The organism is Phytopseudomonas daroniae (assembly GCF_004327285.1).
Lineage (GTDB): Bacteria > Pseudomonadota > Gammaproteobacteria > Pseudomonadales > Pseudomonadaceae > Aquipseudomonas > Aquipseudomonas daroniae.
Window position 1 is genome coordinate 1 of the sequence record NZ_QJUI01000040.1, and the last position, 19,048, is coordinate 19,048.

Sequence of the window (19,048 nt, forward strand, 5' to 3'; positions counted from 1 at the left end):
CTGGATGCGCTGCTGGCGATTTCGTCGTACGCTTTTGCATGGCCTTGCCCTCGCTGCCGTTGGTCATCATTAGAATGCCACCGTGGCGCATCGACGCCTCGGCGGGGGCGAGTCCATCTAATTACGAATTCAACTGGTGTGGGTGCTCTTGTAGCGTGGGTCACGCTTCATCGACCCACGCTGGAGCCTGGGAGCTATCGGCGACGGCCCCGGGTATCGCTGCGCTCGACCCGGGCTACCCACGAACCACCAATACGGAAACGATCACCATGGCTGCCGACAAAGAAGAGCTGGAGCGCGAGAGCGACTACCGTGTACCGGCGCTGCAGCGCGGCCTGAGCATCGTGCAGATGTTCAGTGCCGGCGAGCGCAGCCTGAGCAGCAATGTCATCGCCGAGCGCCTCGGCGTCAGCGTCTCGGCCATCTACCGCATCCTGGTGACCCTCACCGACATGGGTTACCTGAACAAGCTCGGCACCAACAGTTACGAGCTTGGCCCCCAGGTGCTCTGCGATGGTTTCGCCTACCTGGCCAGCCGCGACCTGGTGGACATCGCCATGCCCCACCTCAACGCCCTGCGCGACCGCACCTCGATGTCCTGCCACCTGGGCATCCGCGAGCACACCGAAGTGGTCTATCTGTATCGCGCCTTCGCCGCCCAACGGCTGTCGGTCAATGTGCCGATCGGCACCCGCCTGCCTTGCCACGTCACCGCTCTGGGCCGCGTGCTGCTCAGCGAGCTGGATGAAAACGCCCTGGCCGGTCTCTACGGACATGTACGCCTGGATGGCTACCCGGCCCCTGCACCGAAGACGCTTCCGGAGCTGCTGCGCATGAGCGACGAAGACCGCGCCCGAGGTTTCGTCCTGCATCGCTCGGACTACTCCACCGCCATCGCCGCGCCTGTTCGCGACCACAGCGGACGTATCGTCGCCGCCATCAACCTGTCCGGCCCGGATGCGGTGATGGATGATGAAACCAATCGCCAGGCCCTGCGTGAAACCCTGCTCACCAGCGCCACCCAGATATCCCGAAGCGCGGGCTACCGCACAGGCTGACTCACTTCGTGTCACATGCAATGCTGCTATCTATCGGTGACGTCCAGCCAACAGCGTGGTCTATGCTGGCACAGCAGCCATTAAGCGAACGGTAATGGAATTCGGCATACAGCATTTCTTCGGCTATCTGATCGCGGCGATTCACGGCCTTGGGGCGATCGCTGCCGTGCACGCGATCCTGACCGTACGCACTGCCCAGGGCGCGATTGCCTGGGCGCTGTCGCTGTTCTTCATGCCCTATCTGACGCTGCTTCCCTATGTGGTTTTCGGACGCAGCCGTTTTTACGCCTACATCGAAGCGCGTCGCCAGGTGGACAAGCAGATGCACAAGGCCATGGCCACCCTCGACTGGCGGCCGTGGGTCGAGGAAGCCATCGCCGCCGGTGAATCGGAAGCCTACGGCCAACTACGCGCCCTACCGCGCTTGGGTCGCATGCCCTGCCTGGCGAACAATCAGGTGAGCCTGCTGATCGATGGCCAGGCGACCTTCGAGGCGATTTTCCAGGCCCTGGCCAAGGCACGTCAGGTGATCCTCATCCAGTTCTTCATCGTCCACGACGACAAACTCGGCCGCCGCCTGCAGGAGATCCTGCTCGAACGTGCAGCCGCTGGGGTGCAAGTACACTTTCTGTTCGACGCGGTCGGCAGCCACGCCCTGCCGCGTCGCTACATCAAACGGCTGCGCGACGGCGGCGTACACATGTACGCCTTTCCCACTGGCGGCAGTCTGTTCAATCGCTTCCAGCTGAATTTTCGCAACCATCGCAAAATCGTGGTGGTGGATGGCGAGCTGGGATTTCTCGGCGGGCACAACGTCGGCGACGAGTACCTGGGCGAGAATCCGCGGCTATCGCCGTGGCGCGACACCCATGTGGAAGTACACGGCCCGGCCGTGGCCTGCCTGCAGGAATCCTTCGCCGAGGACTGGTTCTGGGCCACCCGCAAGCTGCCACCACTGCTACTGCCGGAGCGCTATCCGGACGAAGGTATGCTCTGCCAGGTGATCACCAGTGGCCCGGCGGATGCCCAGGAAACCTGTTCGCTGCTGTTCGTGGAAATGCTCAACGCGGCCCGTGAACGCATCTGGCTGACCAGCCCTTACTTCATCCCCGACGAAGCCCTGTTCTCAGCCCTGCGCCTGGCGGTACTGCGCGGCGTGGACGTGCGCATCCTGCTGCCGTCGCGACCGGATCACCGCATCGTCTACGCCGCGTCCAACCTGTTCGCACTGGAAGCGCTGCGCGCCGGGGTGCGGATCTTCCGCTACCTGCCGGGCTTTCTGCACCAGAAGGTCGCGCTGATCGATCAGGATATCGGCGTGGTAGGCAGCGCCAACCTGGACAACCGTTCCTTCCGTCTCAACTTCGAGATCACTCTGGTGACGGTCGACACGGAGTTCGCCCGCCAGGTCGAAGCCATGCTCGAAACCGATTTCAGCCAGTCCCGCGAACTGGTCGGCGCCGACCGCCGCGAAGTCCACCGCCTACAGCAGCTGGGCATGCGCGTGGCGCGGCTGATCTCGCCGATACTGTAGCGCTACGGTTGCCTCAGCGCTGGCTCGGTTTCAGGCCACCGCAATCGGCTGACACCCAGCGGGCGTCGGACTCCATGCTGCCCTGCTGGCGGCCGACGCCGCTGTCGAATTCGCCGCTGACCTGAGTAGTGAAGGACTTGTCGTCGAGAAAACGCGCCTCGCCCTGCCCCTGACCCTGCGGGCAAGTGAAGTTGAACACCCAGCGATCATCGCTGCGTGAGGTGATCTGCTGGCGGCAGTTGGGATCCTGCAGAGGGATGTTCTGGGCATCGATCTGCGCCTGGCTGATGCAGTACTGCACGCCTTTGTCGCCCAACTGGATACCCTGCTGGGCCATCGCCCTTTCCATCATCTCGCGCTGTTCGCGCGGCAGATTCTTGAACTGCTGCAGCATCACGTCGCTGCTTGGCAGCGCCTTGCCGCCCAGTTGCATGTTCTTCGAGGTGATTTCCCAGAGGCCAGGCTGAATCTGCTGCTGGGCCGTAGCCATGAACGGCAGCACCAGCAGGCAGAGTGGCAGGAACTTCAAACTAGGCATCGGCATGTAAGACTCCGTTCAGTGACCGCGACTTGGCTCGCCCAGTCTTCGACAGCAGGGCGGCCGGGATGTCACCGCAGAATGCCGCCTCAGCCTTCGAGTTCCTGACGATACAGCTGCAGCCCACGCGCCTGATAGTTGGCCAGGGCGCTGGGGTGATCGAGGCTGCAGGTGTGCACCCAGACCCGCCGGGTACCCGGCCAGGCCCAGGCGGATTGCAGCGCATGGCTCAGCAGCGGGCCGCCGAAACCTTGACCGAAGAACGCCTCGGCCAGGCCGAAATAGAGGATTTCCACCGAGCCCTCGGCGTCACGCTGCAGCTCGTAGTAACCAGCGATGGCGCCCTGGTGGTAGGCAATCCAGGTGCGGTGTTCGTCGCTCTCGATCAGCTCGCGCCACTGCGCATCCGACCAGGACAATTTGTCCGTCCAGCCCCAGGGCCCACCCACCAGTTGGTAGAGAAAACGGTTGAGCGGGAACTGCTTGATCCGGCATTCGACGATCTGCAGGTCGTCCGGCAACGCCTTGCCACGTACCTGCTCGGGGCTGTGCATTTCCAGGTAGTAGGTGATATTGCTGCCTTGCTCGCTCATGCCGTCATCCGTCGCTCTGTTAAGGCCATCCGGCCCATGGCAAAGGGCGCAGGCTAATGATCCGCGTCGGGTTCGGCAATCCCGACAGGAACCCGCCGACACATTGAGCCGACTCGATATCAGCCCGTCGCGCATCAAGCGCGAACAGCTCTGTAGGCTATTTATCGGAGAAATCGGCTACTCCGACGCTCCAGTTGCGCACAGACCCGAGATGGCGTGAAGGTTGCAAGAATCGCGCGTCGAGGTGCACGAACCACTGGCCGATGGCCGTAAAGTGGCCACTTCAGCGACTCGACGCCGATATGATCGAAAAGGAAGAAATCGTCCATGGCTCAGCAGACTCAACACTACCCTCGCGACCTGCGCGGATACGCCGGCAACCCGCCTAACCCGAAGTGGCCGGGCAACGCGCGCATCGCTGTCCAGTTCGTGCTCAACATCGAGGAAGGCAGCGAGAACTGCGTGTTGCATGGTGATCGCCAGAGCGAGACATTCCTCTCCGAAATCGTCGGCGCCCAGAGCTTTCCCGATCGCCACATGAGCATGGAGTCGATGTACGAATACGGATCCCGCGCAGGTGTGTGGCGCATCCTCGATGAGTTCCAGCGCCGCGACCTGCCGCTCACCGCCTTCGCCGTCGCCATGGCCCTGGAACGCTGCCCGGAGATCACCCAGGCGCTGGTCGCACGCAACCACGAGATCGCCAGCCACGGCTGGCGCTGGCTGCACTACCAGGATGCATCCGCCGACCTCGAACGGGAACATCTGCAGCGCGCAATCGAAGTGATCACCCGGCTCACCGGGGCGCCACCACTCGGCTGGTACACCGGCAGGGACAGCCCCAACACTCGGCGCCTGGTGGTCGAGCATGGCGGCTTCCTCTACGACAGCGATTACTACGGCGACGACCTGCCGTTATGGAGCAATGTGCAGATCAGCGACGGTACCCGCCAGCCGCACCTGATCGTGCCCTATACCCTCGACGCCAATGACATGCGCTTCTCGAGCCCTGGCGGATTCAATAGTGGTGATCAGTTCTTCGCCTACCTGCGAGACACCTTCGACGTACTCTATGCCGAGGGCGAAACCGCGCCGAAAATGATGTCGGTCGGCCTGCACGCCAGGCTGGTCGGTCGCCCTGGACGCTTCCGAGCACTGCAACGCTTTCTCGATCATATCGAGGCTCATGATCGCGTCTGGGTGGCGCGCCGAGTCGATATTGCCCGTCACTGGATCGAACACCATCCTTACCGGCCTTAGTGCAGCAAAAACTCGGCGAGACAGTCAGCGAACGACAGGAACAAGCGAGAAGGCGGAGTTTACCGCTGTAAATGGGCGGTTTGATGGGGGCGCCTAGCCTGGACTCGCATCCGAGGCTGTTTTCAATGCGGCGATGACAACGCACGACTGCATGGATGCAGGAGGTAGAGCGACGCAGGAAGCCAAAGCCGAGGTAGTTTTAGGAGCCGGCATCATCGCCAGGGCCGCTGGCTCTCAGGACGAACAGTGTGAGTCAGTAGCGCACGCCTGCTAAACAGCCTTACTGCGCGGCCAGGCATAGCTCAGGCTCTTGCTGCTGCCCAGCCCCAGCTGCACCAGCGACTCCACCCATTTCAGCGCCACCTGCACCCCATCGACCACCGGCACGCCGAGATCCTCCTGCAGGCGCTGCGCCCACTGGCTCATGCCAGCGCAGCCCATCACCAGGCATTCGCTGCGGTCATCGCGCAGGATCTGCTGACCCAGGGCGCGCAGGCGCAGGTAATGGGCGGGGTCGCGCTCCAACTCCAGCACCGGAATATCCGCCGCATGGATATTGGCGCAGCGCCGCTGCAGGCCATAGCTGTGCATGTTGCGCTCGATGATATGGATCGAGCGCGGCAGGCTGGTAAGGATCGAGTAGCGCACGCTCAGCATGCTCGCCGCGTGCATGGCCGCTTCGCCAATGCCCAGCACCGGGCCACTGGCCAACTCGCGGGCGGCATCCAGGCCGGTGTCGTCGAAACAGGCGATCACGACGCCTTGCACGCCCTCTTCCTGGCCTTGGCGCATCGCTCCCAGCAGGTGATAAGCCGCGCACACGCCATCGGCAGCGCCCTCGATACTCGCCACCGAGCCGGGCAGATGGATCACACTCAACTGCGTATCCGCGGCCTTGATACCCTGGCAGGTTGCCTCCAGCAACTGGGCCATGCCCGCCGAGCCATTGGGGTTGATCACGCGAATCTTCATGCTGGCTTTCTCATGCGCTGGCTCAGGCTCATCAACAGCAGCACCAGACCAATCAGCGCCAGGGAAAACAGCGTGGTCAGTGTGCCCAGCGCATAGAGCACCGGTGTGGTGACGTTGGTGGTCATGCCGAAAATTTCCAGGGGCAGGCTATTGAAGCTGCCGGAGACCATCAGGGTGCGGGCGAACTCGTCGTAGGACAGGGTGAAGCCGAACAGCGCCACGCCGAACAGGCTCGGTGCAATCAGCGGCAGAACGATCAGGCGTACCGTTTGCCAGGAGCTCGCGCCGAGGTCGCGCGCAGCCATTTCGTAGGCGCGGTTGAAGCGGTTGAACACGGCGAACATGATCAGCAGGCCGAACGGCAAGGTCCATGTCAGGTGCGCGCCAAAGGCCGAGCTGTACCAGATCGGCTCCCAGCCGAGGCGATCGAACATCAGGCCAATGCCCAGACTGACCAGAATCGACGGAATGATCAGGCTCGCCAACGTCAGGTAGAACAGTGCCTGACTGCCAGCGAATGGGCGTCGGTAAGCGAACCCGGCGAGCACCGAAAACACCAGGGTGCAGGCCATCACCGCGATGCCCAAGAGAATCGAACGGCTGAAGGCGCCGGCGAAATCGCCCACCTGCTGGGCCTGGAACAGGTTGTGAAACCAGTGCAGGGACATGCCGTTCATGGGAAAGGTCAGTCCGCCGCCCGGCCCCTGGAACGAGAGAATGCCGATGGTCAGCGTCGGCCCGTAGAGAAACAGCACGAACAGGGCGAAGAACAGGCTCAGGCAATAAAAGCTCAACGGCCGTGCCTTGGATTTCATGGTCATAGCTCCTTACGGATATCCACCAGGCGGAACATCACCACCAGCATCAGCAACACCGTGGCCAGCAGCACCACGGCACTGGCCGCAGCCGCCGGGTATTGCAGCAAACTGATCTCGTTGTGGATCAGCACGCCGACCGAAGCATGCAGGCCGCCGCCCATGATGCGCACGGTAACGAAGTCGCCCATCACCAGGGTCAGTACGAAAATGCTGCCGATGAGGATGCCCGACTTGCACAGCGGCACGATAACCAGCAGGAGGATCTGCCAGGTCTGCGCCCCGGCGTCCCGCGCAGCCTCGATCAGGCGGCGGTCGATGCGCATCATGGTGTTGAAGATCGGCACCACCATGAACAGGGTGTACAGGTGCACATAGGCCAGAACGATGGAGAAATCGCTGTACAGCAGAAACTCCAGCGGCTGGTCGATCAGCCCGGCGCCGATCAGGCTGCTGTTGACCAGACCATTGCGCCCCAACAGCGGTATCCAGGAAATCATGCGGATGATGTTGGAGGTGAAGAACGGGATGGTGCACAGCAGAAACAGCAAGGTTTGCACCTTGTTGCTGCGAATGTGGAAGGCCAGGTAGTAGGCCACGGTAAAGCCCAGCGTCAGGGTGATCAGCCAGGTCAGCAGGGCGTACTTGAAGGTATTCAGGTACGCCTGCAAGGTCGTCGGCGAGGACAGCAGGTACTGGTAGTTGCCGAAGATGAAGTCCGGGATCAACTGGTAGGAGTCGTAGTCCCAGAAGCTCACCACCACGATCACCATGATGGGGAAGACCAGGAACAGCAACAGGGTCAGCGCCAGCGGCATGGCTTGCAGGTGGCTGATGTTGGCGAGTCCGGTGCGCATATCGAATCCAGTACGCGGAAAAGTGGGGTGTCGCAGGCATAGCGGTGGATGAAACAGCGTCATCCACCGCTATGGCCGGGTCAGGAAACGATGAACTCGTTCCACTTGCGAACCATGTGGCGGTTCTCGTCCATCACCGAGTTCCAGCAGGCCACGCTGCCCATGCGCTGCTCATAGGAGCCGCCATCACGCACCGCGCCGGCCTTTTCCATGACCTTGCCGTCCGGGCTGAGAATGTCGCTCTGGGCGACCTTGCCCTCCATCCAGAAGCCCCACTCATCGGCACTCATGTACTGCTTGGAGGTCTCTGGTGCGGCACTGTAGTAGCCCTGGCGGTTGAGGTAGGCACCGACCCAGCCCGATAGGTACCAGTCGATGTACTCATAGGCTGCATCCAGCTCCAGACCGCTGAGGTGCTTGGCCAGGCCAATACCGCCGCCCCAGGCGCGATAGCCCTCTTCCAGCGGCTGGTAGGTGCAGGCCACACCGCGGCTGCGCACGGCGGCCACGGCCGGCGACCACATGGACTGGATCACCACCTCACCGGAGGCCATCAGGTTCACCGACTCATCGAAGCTCTTCCAGAAGGCGCGGAACTGGCCGTCTTTCTTCGCCTGCATGAGGATGGCGATGGTCTTGTCGATCTCGGCCTGGGTCATGTTGCCCTTGTCGCCGTAGGTGATCTCACCCATGGATTCACAGATCATCGCCGCGTCCATGATGCCGATGGACGGGATATTGAGGATCGAGGTCTTGCCCTTGAAAGCCGGATCCATGATGTCGCGCCAGTTCTTGATCGGGCGCCCGACCAGATCCGGGCGAATGCCCAGGGTGTCGGCGTTGTAGATGGTCGGCACCAGGGTCATCCAGCGGGTCGGCTCACTGGCGAACTTCAGCGAATCGGCGCTTTCGACGAAGCCAACGGTGTGCGGCGCCGTGCCTTGGGCGATCACCGAATCGGCATTCAGTTTGCCGTTGATGAACAGCGGCGAGATCTTGTCGAAATTCTTCAGGCGCTGGGTGTCCATGGCCTGCATGGTGCCGGACGGAAACACCTTCTTGCCGATCCAGTACTCGATGTCGGCAATGTCGAAGGAACGTGGCTGAGTCACCGCCCGCTGCGCCACCGCATCGGAGTCCAGCGCGGTGAGTTGCAGAGTGATGCCCAGATCTTCCTTGGCCTTCATGGCGATGTCGTTGAGGTTGGACACCCCGGTGCCGAACTGACGCAAGGTGATGTTCTTGATGTTCTGCGCCCAGATCATCGGAAAACCGGTGATCGCGCCGGAACCCACGGCCACCGCCGAGGCCACCCCCAGGCCCTTGATCAGGCTGCGCCTGGACAGTCCCTTGGCGGATTCCACCTGCGGGGTTTCGGCGGGGAGTTGCGGGGTGCTGTCGTCGTGCTCGCTCATCAGTGAACCTCCTTGGTCGGGTTGGCGTGTTGCGGGGAGAACAGGTTGAGGTGCGCGGCGTCCCAGGCCAGGGTGACCTCGGCGCCCACCTCGGGTACCTGGCACTGGCGGTCGGCCAGGTAAACCATCAGCGGTGTAGCGCTGGCGGTCTGGCATTCGACATAGATGAAGGCGCCCTGGAACTCGACATCGCAGACCCGCGCAGGCAAGCCAAACTGCCCGGCTGGCGGAACGCTGCCAGGCGGCAGGATGTCCAGGTGATCGCAGCGCACCGAGAACGCCAGCGGCGTGCCCACGACGGCCTCGGCATAGTCGTCGCCCAGTTGCGCCGGACTCAGGCTGCCCTGCCCTGCACCTTCGACGCTGAGTACCACGCGATCCGCCTCGCGCTTAGTCAGCTCGCCGCGCATCAGGCTGTGGCCGCCGATGAATTGCGCGACAAAAGGAGTGGCCGGCCGCTCGAACAATTCCCGGGGCGGCGCGACCTGCTGGATCTTGCCACCGTCCATCACCACCGCCAGATCGGCCAGGGCAAACGCTTCTTCCTGGGAGTGGGTGACGTGAATGAAGGTCAGCCCCAATTGCTTCTGGATCGCCTTGAGCTCCTTGCGCATGCGAATCCGCAAGAATGGGTCGAGGGCGGACAGCGGCTCGTCGAGCAGCACCACATCCGGCTGGGTAATCAGTGCTCGGGCCAGTGCCACGCGCTGCTGCTGGCCACCGGAAAGCTGCTCGGGGTAACTCTCGGCGTAGTCCTGCATGTTCACCAGCGTCAGCAGCTCGCGGGCCTTGGCGTGGCGCTCGGCCTTGGCCATGCCGGCGATGCGCAGGCCGAAGGCGACGTTGTCCAGGCAACTCATGTGCGGGAACAGCGCGTAGTTCTGAAACATCATCGCCGTGCCGCGCTGGGTCGGCGAAAATTCGGTGACGTTGCGGTCATCCATGAGGATGTCGCCCTCGCTCACCTCTTCGTGCCCGGCCAGCATGCGCAAGGTGGTGCTCTTGCCGCAGCCGCTGGGGCCGAGCAGGCAGCAATAGCTGCCACTGGGAATCTTCAGGTGGATATCAGTGACCGCCACCCGCGCACCGTAGGCCTTGTGTACCGCCACCAGCTCGACCTGACCTTTCCCAGACATGCTTGCCGCCTAAATTGCTAACAATTATAAAATAAGTGTTAGCAACCGTTGTGCCAGGCATTCACTTCGGTACATATAAAGCGTGCTGGAATTTTGCCGCCCCGGCGTATCTGGCTGAAAACCAGATAGTTTTTCTGTCACCCTGAATACGACTATGCACACCTGACTTGCCAGGTGAAACCCTGAAAAGTCGCGCTTTAATGCACAACAATAGGGCAATGCGACAAAGGTGTGCACCGACCCGCGTAGCTCTCCCCCTTTGCCACTTCATTGTTAACAATTACACTGTAACCAAGCTTCAGCCGCCCTGGCTTCCCCGCAAACGAGCATCGCCCATGGCCAGTCACGTCATTCGTGAAGTGCAACGCATCTATAACGCGATCTACGATGCCATCGTCGAGCAGCGTCTACCGCCCGGTACACGCCTGACCGAACTCAACCTGGTAGAGGTATTCCAGGCCAACCGTAACCACATCCGCAGTGCCCTGCGCGACCTGGCTCACCTCAAGCTGGTGCGCCTGGAGATGAACCGTGGCGCCTTTGTCGAAGAACCCACGCCGCAACAGGCCCGCGAAGTGTTCGCCGCCCGCCGGGTGATCGAAAAGGCACTGATCGAGGAAGCCTGCAAGCGCATGCAAGCGCTCGACCGCCGCGCCATCGAAGCACACCTGAAGTCCGAGTTGGCACTTGGGCACGAGCCGGCCAAACCCGAATTCATCCGCCTGTCAGGCGATTTCCATCGCCTGCTGGCCCGTATCGCCGGCAACAGCACCCTGGGCGAGATGCTCGAAGGCCTGATCGCCCGTAGCTCGCTGATCATCGCCCTTTATGAGAACCACAGCGGCATCCAGTGCTCGCACAACGAGCACGAGGCTCTGGCTACGGCCCTGCTCGACGGCAATGTTCAACAGGCGACGCGGTGCATGGAGGAACACCTGCTGAATATCGAACAGCGTTTGCGCCTGGCTCCCCCGGAAAGCGAAGAGGTTGATCTGTTCAAGGTGTTTGCCCGACCGTCATCCGGGTAAATCGGCTAGCAGTCGGAAGGGAATTGTCTGCGCGGTAGGGCTGCAACGGCACACGCTATAACTACCGAGAAAGCTAGGCCTGTGGCAAATAGCGCAGGCCAATGATCCGCAATCCGTCCGGCAGTATTGTTCAAGCTATCTCATTAATGAAAATGAATAGAGCAACCTGAGTCCTCGAAGAATCCACACATGGACGAACTAATTCATTCTTACACATGGACGAAAGTATATTTACACATAGCCGAAGCTAAACTTTCATTCGTACGAGCGCTAGGCTAGGCTTCGCGCACTTGTTTCGCCGGTTAACCCCATGCACTACGACAGATACTCCGAAAGCTCGCTACGCGAAGCGTTGCAGGACACACCGGTCGTTCTGATCCATGGCTCGCGCCAATGCGGCAAAACCACCCTGGCTCAAGCGATTGGCAAAGACGAAGGTCATCACTACATCAGCTTCGACGATGACAACCAGTTGCAGGCAGCCAAAGCCGACCCCGTTGGATTCATCAAGAGTCTTCCCGAGAAAGTCATTCTCGACGAAATTCAGCGCACTCCTGAGCTCTTCACCAGCATCAAGGCCAGTGTCGACCAGAACAGAAAGCCGGGGCGCTTCATCCTGACCGGATCAGCCAACGTGTTGCTGCTTCCCAAACTGGCCGACTCGCTGGCTGGGCGTATGGAAATCATCCATCTGCGGCCATTGGCCCAGTGCGAAATCGCAGGGCAAAAACCCTCCTTTTTCGAAGAGCTATTCCGAGCAGATTTCGGCTCAAGCGCGCAAACTCGTCGCTTTGCCAGCCTGCGGGAATCCTTGGCAGACACCATCAGCCTAGGCGGTTACCCCTCCGCCATCGCACGCAGCAACGAAAGGCGCCGTAGGGCTTGGTATCAGGACTACATCACTACACTGATTCAGCGCGATGTCCGGGACATCGCCAATATCCACAACCTGGATATCCTGCCTCGGCTCCTGAGTCTCTCGGCTAGCCAGACAGCCCGGCTGTTCAACGCAGCAGACCTGGCTTCTCCCTTCGCCGTCAGCCGGCCGACCATCACGAACTATTTGGCATTGCTCGAACAGATATTCCTGATCGAGCAATTGCAACCCTGGCATAGCAACCGCCTCAGTCGCTTGATCAAAACACCGAAGATGCACCTGACCGATACCGGGCTGGCGTGTGCCTTGCTCGGCGTCACCAGCAAAAGCCTGTGGCAAGACAAGGCGCTGCTGGGTCAACTGCTGGAAACCTTCATCTATCAGGAATTGCGCAAACAAGCGGACTGGCACGACAGCGACCTGGTCTTCTACCATTTCCGCAATAAGGATCAGGTGGAGGTGGACATCATCATCGAACAGGGCCAGCAACTGGCCGGCATCGAGATCAAGGCAGCCGCCACCGTCACCGCCTCCGACTTCAAGGCGCTGCACAAATTGAAGGTCGCCTGTGCAGAACGCTTCGCTGCGGGCGTGGTTTTCTACGATGGTGACAGCATCCTGCCGTTCGGCGAGCGACTGTTTGCCCTACCGATCAGTCTCCTGATACCCCAGGCGCTCAATACCAACGCGCCGCACGACTTTCACGACAAGGCTTGAGCGCTATGACCGCACTATTGCAACTACTCGACCACTATCGCGGAGCCGCCCTGACCGAACGTGAAAAGGGCACCTACTTCGAACAGCTGGTCAAAGCCTATCTCCTGAACGAGCCGTCCTATATCGACTTGTTCAATGGCCAAGTCTTCCTCTGGGAGGAATGGCGCAAGTACTGGATGCAGCATGGCCATCTGGATCCTGGCACAGATGCCGGCATCGACCTGGTTGCCATCGAAGCCGTTGCGCAAAATCCACGTATTTTTGCCATTCAGGCCAAGTTCTACGAGGCAGGTGCCACCCTCCGCAAAGGCGACGGCATCGACTCCTTCCTGAGTGCCATGGGCAAGTCTCCCTACACCGATGGCCTGCTGGTTCTGACTACCAGCCAAGCTTCGGAACATGTCACTGCACTGGTTCAAGGTCGTGACAAGCCTGTCATTACAGTGCTGCTTTCCGACTTGGAAAGCAGCCAGATCGACTGGACGCAGTATCAGCCAAAACAAGCCGTTGCCCTCAAGCCGAAAAAGAAGCTGCGCGAGCATCAGCAAACCGCCTTGAACGCAGTTGTAGCGGGCTTGCAGACAGCGGATCGCGGCAAATTGATCATGGCATGCGGCACAGGCAAAACCTTCACCAGTCTGAAGATTGCCGAAAAGCTGGCAGGCCGTGGCAAACGAGTACTGTTCCTGGTGCCCAGCCTGTCACTGCTGTCGCAAACCCTGACGGAATGGACACAGGAAAGTCATACACCGCTGCACAGTTTTGCCGTGTGCTCCGACAGCGACGTTGGCAAGAAACGCAAAGCTGACGATGACAGCATGCAGGTCTTCACCCACGAGCTGCGCTACCCCGCCACGACCAAGGATCACCGCCTCGCAGCGGAAATGCTCAAGCGCCACGATGACCAACACATGAGCGTGGTGTTTTCCACTTACCACTCCATCGACGTCATCAGCCGCGCCCAGCACGACCATGGCCTGACCCAGTTCGACCTGGTCATCTGCGACGAGGCCCATCGCACCACCGGCGCGACCTTTGGCAACGATGACGAAAGCAACTTCGTACGCATTCACGATGCCCGCGACATTCTCGCTACCAAGCGTCTGTACATGACGGCCACACCGCGCATCTATGGTGACAACGCCAAGATCAAGGCGGAGTCCGACGACGTAACCCTCTGCTCAATGGACGATCCTGCGCTTTACGGCAAAGAGCTGTTCGTCATCAACTTCTCCGAAGCAGTCAAACGTGGGCTGCTGGTTGATTACAAGGTGCTGGTTCTGGCGGTAGAGGAAAACGCCATCAACCGTCGCCTCCAGGAGTTGCTCAAAGACGGGAACAACCAACTCAAGGTCGATGACGCAGCCAAAATCGTCGGTTGCTGGAAAGCGCTCGCCAAACAGGGGCTGACGGAACAGTTGGAAGGCGACGGGCAACCGATGCAACGCGCCGTCGCGTTTTGCCAGGTCATCTCGCCCAACTACAAAGGCAGCAAGCACAAAGTCAGCTCGACCAATATCGCTGACATGTTCGAGAAGGTCGTGAATGCCTATCAGGCCTCTGAAAAGATCGATCCAGCATCTCGACTGATCTGCGAGGCGGAGCATGTGGACGGCGGCATGAATGCCGGCCAGAAAGAAGCCAAGCTGACCTGGCTGAAAGAGCAACCCCCTACCAACACCTGCCGTATCCTCAGCAACGTACGCTGCCTGTCCGAAGGGGTGGATGTACCGGCGCTGGATGCCGTGCTGTTTCTAACCCCGCGTAACTCACAGGTGGATGTCGTGCAGTCCGTGGGCCGTGTGATGCGTACCGCCCCTGGCAAGAAACGCGGATACGTTGTGCTGCCCGTGGTGATTCCCTCTGGCATGACGCCTCACGAAGCCCTGAACGACAATCAGGTCTACAAGGTGGTGTGGCAGGTGCTGCAAGCACTGCGCTCTCACGACGACAGCTTCGACGCCACCATCAACAAGCTCGACCTCAACGGCCCTGACCCACGCAAGATGGAAGTCATCGCCATCACCGACAAAGTCGAGAAAAAACCCAAGCGCGGCAGCAGCTCTTTCGGCGCAGGTAAAGGCCAGTACGGCATCGGTGAAAGCCGCAGCCGTTACGACGCCGAAGGGCAGATGACCCAGCAGAACGAGATGGCCTACGAAGTAGGCGAGATCGAACGGGCCATCTACGCCAAAATCGTCGACAAGGTTGGTAACCGTCAGCATTGGGAAGACTGGGCCGGCGACATCGCCAAGATCGCCAACACCCATATCGGCCGTATTCGCGCCATTCTCGACACACCAGGCAATACCGAGGAAATCGCCGCTTTCGAGCGCTTCGCCGAAGAACTGCGCGATGACCTCAACGACAGCATCAGCGATGGCGAGATCGTCGAGATGCTGGCTCAGCACCTGATTACCAAACCGGTGTTCGATGCCCTGTTCGAGCAATACAGCTTCACCCGTAACAATCCCATGTCCAGAGCCATGCAGACCGTGCTCGACGCCCTGCAGCAACACCATCTGGGCAAGGAAGCCGATACCCTGCAGAGCTTCTACGACAGCGTGAAACTGCGTGCCGCTGGTATCGACAACGCAGCGGGCAAGCAAAAGATTGTGGTCGAGCTATACGACAAATTCTTCCGCAACGCCTTCCCGAAAATGACCGACCGTCTCGGCATCGTCTATACGCCGGTGGAGGTCGTGGACTTCATTATCCACAGCGTCAATGACCTGTTAAAAAGCGAGTTTGGGGTCTCTCTGGGCAACAAAGGTGTGCACATCCTCGACCCGTTCACAGGCACCGGCACCTTTATCACTCGCCTGATGCAAAGCGGCCTGATCAGCCCCGAGCAGCTCAGGGACAAATACCGCAACGAGATCCACGCCAACGAACTTGTACTGTTGGCGTACTACATCGCAGCCATCAATATCGAGACCACCTACCACGACATAGTCGGCGGTGATTACGTGCCCTTCGAGGGTATCTGCCTGACCGACACCTTCCAGATGTACGAGAAGGACGACCTGGTCAATAACGTGCTGGTGGACAACAGCACCCGGCGCAAGCGGCAGAAGGATCTGGATATTCGGGTGATCATCGGTAACCCGCCGTATTCGGTTGGCCAGGGCGATGCCAACGCCAATAACCAAAATATCGCCTACCCGCATCTGGATCGGCGCATACGCGATACCTACGCCGCGATGTCGACAGCGACCAACAAGAATGCGCTTTACGACAGTTACATTCGCGCCATTCGCTGGGCCAGCGACCGCCTGCAAAACAGCGGCATCATCGGCTTCGTGACCAATGCCGGCTTCCTCGAAGCCAACACCGCTGCTGGCCTACGCCGCTGCCTGGCCGACGAGTTCTCCAGCCTTCATGTTTTCCATCTGCGCGGCAACCAGCGCACCTCAGGTGAACTCTCGCGCAAAGAGGGCGGCAAGATCTTTGGTAGCGGTAGCCGCGCGCCGATTGCGATTTCATTGTTGGTCAAAAATCCTGATGCCAAAGAGCACGGCCGGATTTTCTTTCACGATATCGGTGACTACCTCAGTCGTGAGGAGAAGCTGGAAAAGATCAATGCGTACCGCAGTGTTGCAGGTGTTGAGAGCTCCACCTGGCAGGCTATCACGCCAAATGAGCATGGGGATTGGTTAAAGCAGCGGAATAGCAGCTTCAAAGAATTGATCACTTTAGGCGATAAGAAAGGTAATGAAACTACAATATTTGGAAACTATTCTTCGGGTGTAAAAACTCAAAGAGATGCTTGGGCTTATAATTCTTCAAAATCATCTTTAGTTCTCAATATGAGCAGGATGATTAACTTCTACAATTCTGAAGTTTTACGTTACCTAGGAGCACACAAGAGCCACGACAAAAAAGAACTGGAATCCGAATTAGATAGATTCATCGACTCAGACCCAACTAAAATCAGTTGGACTCGTGCTTTAAAAAACGACCTATCTAAAGGGCGGAACTACCCCTTTAAGCAAGATAGTTTGACGCCAAGCTTGTATAGACCCTTCACAAAGCAATGGCTTTACTATGATCGTAGATTTAATGAAATGATTTATCAGATGCCTCGTATATTTCCGAATGCAGTGTCTGAAAACCGAATTATTTCCATAAAGCAGCGAAATAATAATGACAGTCAATTCGCCCTGATGACCGACCACATTATGGAGTTACAGAGCGACGGCGGCACTCAATGCTTCCCGATGTACCTATTCGAGCCAGCGAGCCAGCGAGCCAGCGAGCCAGCGAGCCAGCGAGCCAGCGAGCCAGCGAGCCAGCGAGCCAGCGAGCCAGCGAGCCAGCGAGCCAGCGAGCCAGCGAGCCAGCGAGCCAGCGAGCCAGGATTGTGCAGCGTCAGTCCTTCCGCGCAAGACCGTTCGTCCGAAAAATCTCACGATCTGCATCACTCAAATGGGCGGCCGCAGCGGCTTCTCGGTACTGATGACCGATACCCTACCGAACCTGCACGTGTTGGATACGGTTCAATGCTTCCCGATGTTTCTCTACGAAGAGGAGGAAGCGAAATGAGAGAGCCGACCACGGGTGATCTGTTCGATACTTCCCCCGCTGAACAGCCGCAAGATAAGCCTCGTCAACTGACCCGCCGCGACGGGATTACCGATGAAGGGCTGGCACACTTCCAATCTGCCTATCCCAATGAGTCGCTGAGTAAAGAAGACCTATTCTATTACATCTACGGGCTTCTCCATTCACCCGATTACCGTGAACGCTACGCGGACAACCTCAACAAGGAACTGCCACGTATTCCTCGGGTAAAAACCGCCAGAGACTTCTGGGCATTTAGCCAGGCTGGTCGTGAATTGGGAGAGCTGCACGTTAACTACGAAGACGTGCCGATGTACCCAGGGGCAAAAATCGACACTGGCAACAACTCGCTAACCGATGCGGATTACCGTGTCGAAAAGATGAAGTATGGCAAGAACAAGGATCTGACCACCCTGCACTACAACAACAAGATCACCGTTACGGGTATTCCTCTTGAAGCCTACGACTATGTCGTCAACGGCAAGCCCGCGCTGGACTGGGTGGTAGAGCGGCAAAGTGTCCGTGTCGACAAGGCCAGCGGCATCGTCAGCGACGCCAACGACTGGGCAACCGAAACAATGGGTAACCCTAAATACCCCTTGGAACTGTTCTTGCGCGTAATCACCGTCAGCCTGGAAACCCTTAGAATCGTCCGCTCCCTACCCAAGTTGGATATCGACTGACGTTTCGCATGAATAGCTCCTTATCAACATCGACCACCCCATGGCGCCCGAAACTGGCCGAGGTGATGGACGGCCCCCTGGTGCAACGCCTGATCACCACGCTGATCCTGATCAACGCTGCCATCCTCGGCATGCTTACCTCGGCGGAGATCGTCAGCGAGTGGGGCTGGCTGCTGTTGCCTGTGGATATGTTCATTCTCGCGGTGTTCGTGATCGAACTGGCGCTACGCTTCATCGCCCGTGGCATCGGCCTGCTGCGTGACCCGTGGGCGGTGTTCGACTGCCTGGTGGTGGGCATCGCCCTGGTGCCGGCCAGCGGGCCGTTCAGCGTGCTGCGGGCGTTGCGCGTATTACGGGTGCTGCGCCTGGTGTCGATCAACCCGAGCATGCGCAAGGTGGTGCAGGCGCTGCTCGCTTCGCTACCGGGCATGGGCAGCATCATCATGCTGATGGGGCTGATCTTCTACGTCTCGGCGGTAATGGCCACGCAGCTGTTCGGCGAGCGCTTTCCCGAGTGGTTCGGCACGCTGACCGCCAGCCTGTATTCGCTGTTCCAGATGATGACCCTGGACAGCTGGTCGAGCGGCACGGTGCGGCCGATCATGGAGGTCTACCCACTGGCATGGCTGTTCTTCATCCCTTACGTGCTGATCGCCACCTTCATGATGCTCAACCTGTTCATCGCGGTGATCGTCAACGCCATGCAGGACGCCCAGGATCCGGATCCCGAAGAAGAGGCACGAGTGCAGCGCGAGCAGATGATTCTCGAAGAGCTCAGGGCCTTAAGGGCAGAATTGGCAGAGATGCGCTGCAGGTCTTGACCACGTTAATGCTGGGTAAGCGATAGCTTCAGGCGTAAGCAGACGTAGGGTGGATGACGCTCTTTTCATCCACCATTGCGATCGCAAGGTTGGTGGACGGATCGGGCCGCGCAGGTGAAGCGTCGTCCACCCTTGTATCTCGACTACAGCCTTTCAGTGAGGTTATGGTTCCCGACTGATC

The 19,048-nt window shown here is 59.5% G+C and carries 14 protein-coding genes; 7 read left to right on the plus strand and 7 right to left on the minus strand.

What is annotated here, in order from left to right:
* Positions 1–269 precede the first annotated feature (269 nt).
* The gene (locus tag DNK06_RS24480; protein WP_131182569.1) at positions 270–1,058 is read left to right on the plus strand and encodes an IclR family transcriptional regulator; all 789 of its coding nucleotides are present in this window, start codon (positions 270–272) and stop codon (positions 1,056–1,058) included.
* A gap of 94 nt (positions 1,059–1,152) precedes the next feature.
* Positions 1,153–2,592 carry a cardiolipin synthase gene (gene cls, locus DNK06_RS24485; RefSeq protein ID WP_131182570.1) on the plus strand — a complete coding sequence of 480 codons (1,440 nt, stop codon included), beginning with the start codon at positions 1,153–1,155 and terminating at the stop codon, positions 2,590–2,592.
* 13 nt (positions 2,593–2,605) lie between these two features.
* Here cls and DNK06_RS24490 read toward each other — a convergent pair whose 3' ends face one another.
* Positions 2,606–3,136 carry a DUF3617 domain-containing protein gene (locus DNK06_RS24490; protein WP_131182571.1) on the minus strand — a complete coding sequence of 177 codons (531 nt, stop codon included), beginning with the start codon at positions 3,134–3,136 and terminating at the stop codon, positions 2,606–2,608.
* A gap of 83 nt (positions 3,137–3,219) precedes the next feature.
* Entirely contained in the window at positions 3,220–3,723 is a 504-nt protein-coding gene (locus tag DNK06_RS24495; RefSeq protein WP_131182572.1) for a GNAT family N-acetyltransferase, read from the minus strand.
* Between the two features lie 327 nt (positions 3,724–4,050).
* Between DNK06_RS24495 and puuE the strand changes: the two genes are divergently transcribed.
* A complete protein-coding gene (gene puuE / locus DNK06_RS24500; RefSeq protein ID WP_131182573.1) occupies positions 4,051–4,983 on the plus strand; it encodes an allantoinase PuuE in 933 nt (310 codons plus the stop codon).
* Between the two features lie 270 nt (positions 4,984–5,253).
* Here the strand turns inward: puuE and DNK06_RS24505 are convergent, their stop codons facing one another.
* From DNK06_RS24505 to DNK06_RS24525, 5 genes are all read right to left on the minus strand, one after another.
* A complete protein-coding gene (locus DNK06_RS24505; protein ID WP_131182574.1) occupies positions 5,254–5,955 on the minus strand; it encodes an aspartate/glutamate racemase family protein in 702 nt (233 codons plus the stop codon).
* Complete coding sequence (locus DNK06_RS24510; RefSeq protein WP_131182575.1) at positions 5,952–6,770, minus strand: ABC transporter permease; 819 nt, start codon at positions 6,768–6,770, stop codon at positions 5,952–5,954. Before DNK06_RS24510 ends, DNK06_RS24505 begins: the two co-directional genes overlap by 4 nt.
* A 2-nt stretch (positions 6,771–6,772) precedes the next feature.
* Positions 6,773–7,588: an ABC transporter permease gene (locus DNK06_RS24515; RefSeq protein ID WP_423228079.1), complete on the minus strand. Its 816-nt coding sequence runs from the start codon at positions 7,586–7,588 to the stop codon at positions 6,773–6,775.
* A 119-nt stretch (positions 7,589–7,707) separates the two neighbouring features.
* Positions 7,708–9,042, minus strand: a complete 1,335-nt coding sequence (locus DNK06_RS24520; RefSeq protein ID WP_131182577.1) for an ABC transporter substrate-binding protein — start codon at positions 9,040–9,042, stop codon at positions 7,708–7,710.
* Positions 9,042–10,178, minus strand: coding sequence for an ABC transporter ATP-binding protein (locus tag DNK06_RS24525; RefSeq protein WP_131182578.1), 1,137 nt, complete (start codon positions 10,176–10,178; stop codon positions 9,042–9,044). Before DNK06_RS24525 ends, DNK06_RS24520 begins: the two co-directional genes overlap by 1 nt.
* Before the next feature lie 335 nt (positions 10,179–10,513).
* On the opposite strand from DNK06_RS24525, the gene DNK06_RS24530 reads away from it, so the two are divergent.
* The 4 genes from DNK06_RS24530 to DNK06_RS24545 all read left to right on the plus strand — a co-directional run bounded on the left by DNK06_RS24530 (position 10,514) and on the right by DNK06_RS24545 (position 18,867).
* Positions 10,514–11,206: a GntR family transcriptional regulator gene (locus DNK06_RS24530; protein ID WP_165493704.1), complete on the plus strand. Its 693-nt coding sequence runs from the start codon at positions 10,514–10,516 to the stop codon at positions 11,204–11,206.
* Between the two features lie 310 nt (positions 11,207–11,516).
* Positions 11,517–12,800 (plus strand): ATP-binding protein, encoded by a 1,284-nt coding sequence (locus tag DNK06_RS24535; RefSeq protein WP_131182580.1) that lies wholly within the window; start codon positions 11,517–11,519, stop codon positions 12,798–12,800.
* A gap of 5 nt (positions 12,801–12,805) precedes the next feature.
* Complete coding sequence (locus DNK06_RS24540) at positions 12,806–18,046, plus strand: DEAD/DEAH box helicase (protein WP_131182581.1); 5,241 nt, start codon at positions 12,806–12,808, stop codon at positions 18,044–18,046.
* A gap of 8 nt (positions 18,047–18,054) precedes the next feature.
* On the plus strand, positions 18,055–18,867 hold the full coding sequence (locus tag DNK06_RS24545) for an ion transporter (RefSeq protein WP_131182582.1): 813 nt from the start codon (positions 18,055–18,057) through the stop codon (positions 18,865–18,867).
* Positions 18,868–19,048: the final 181 nt, after the last annotated feature.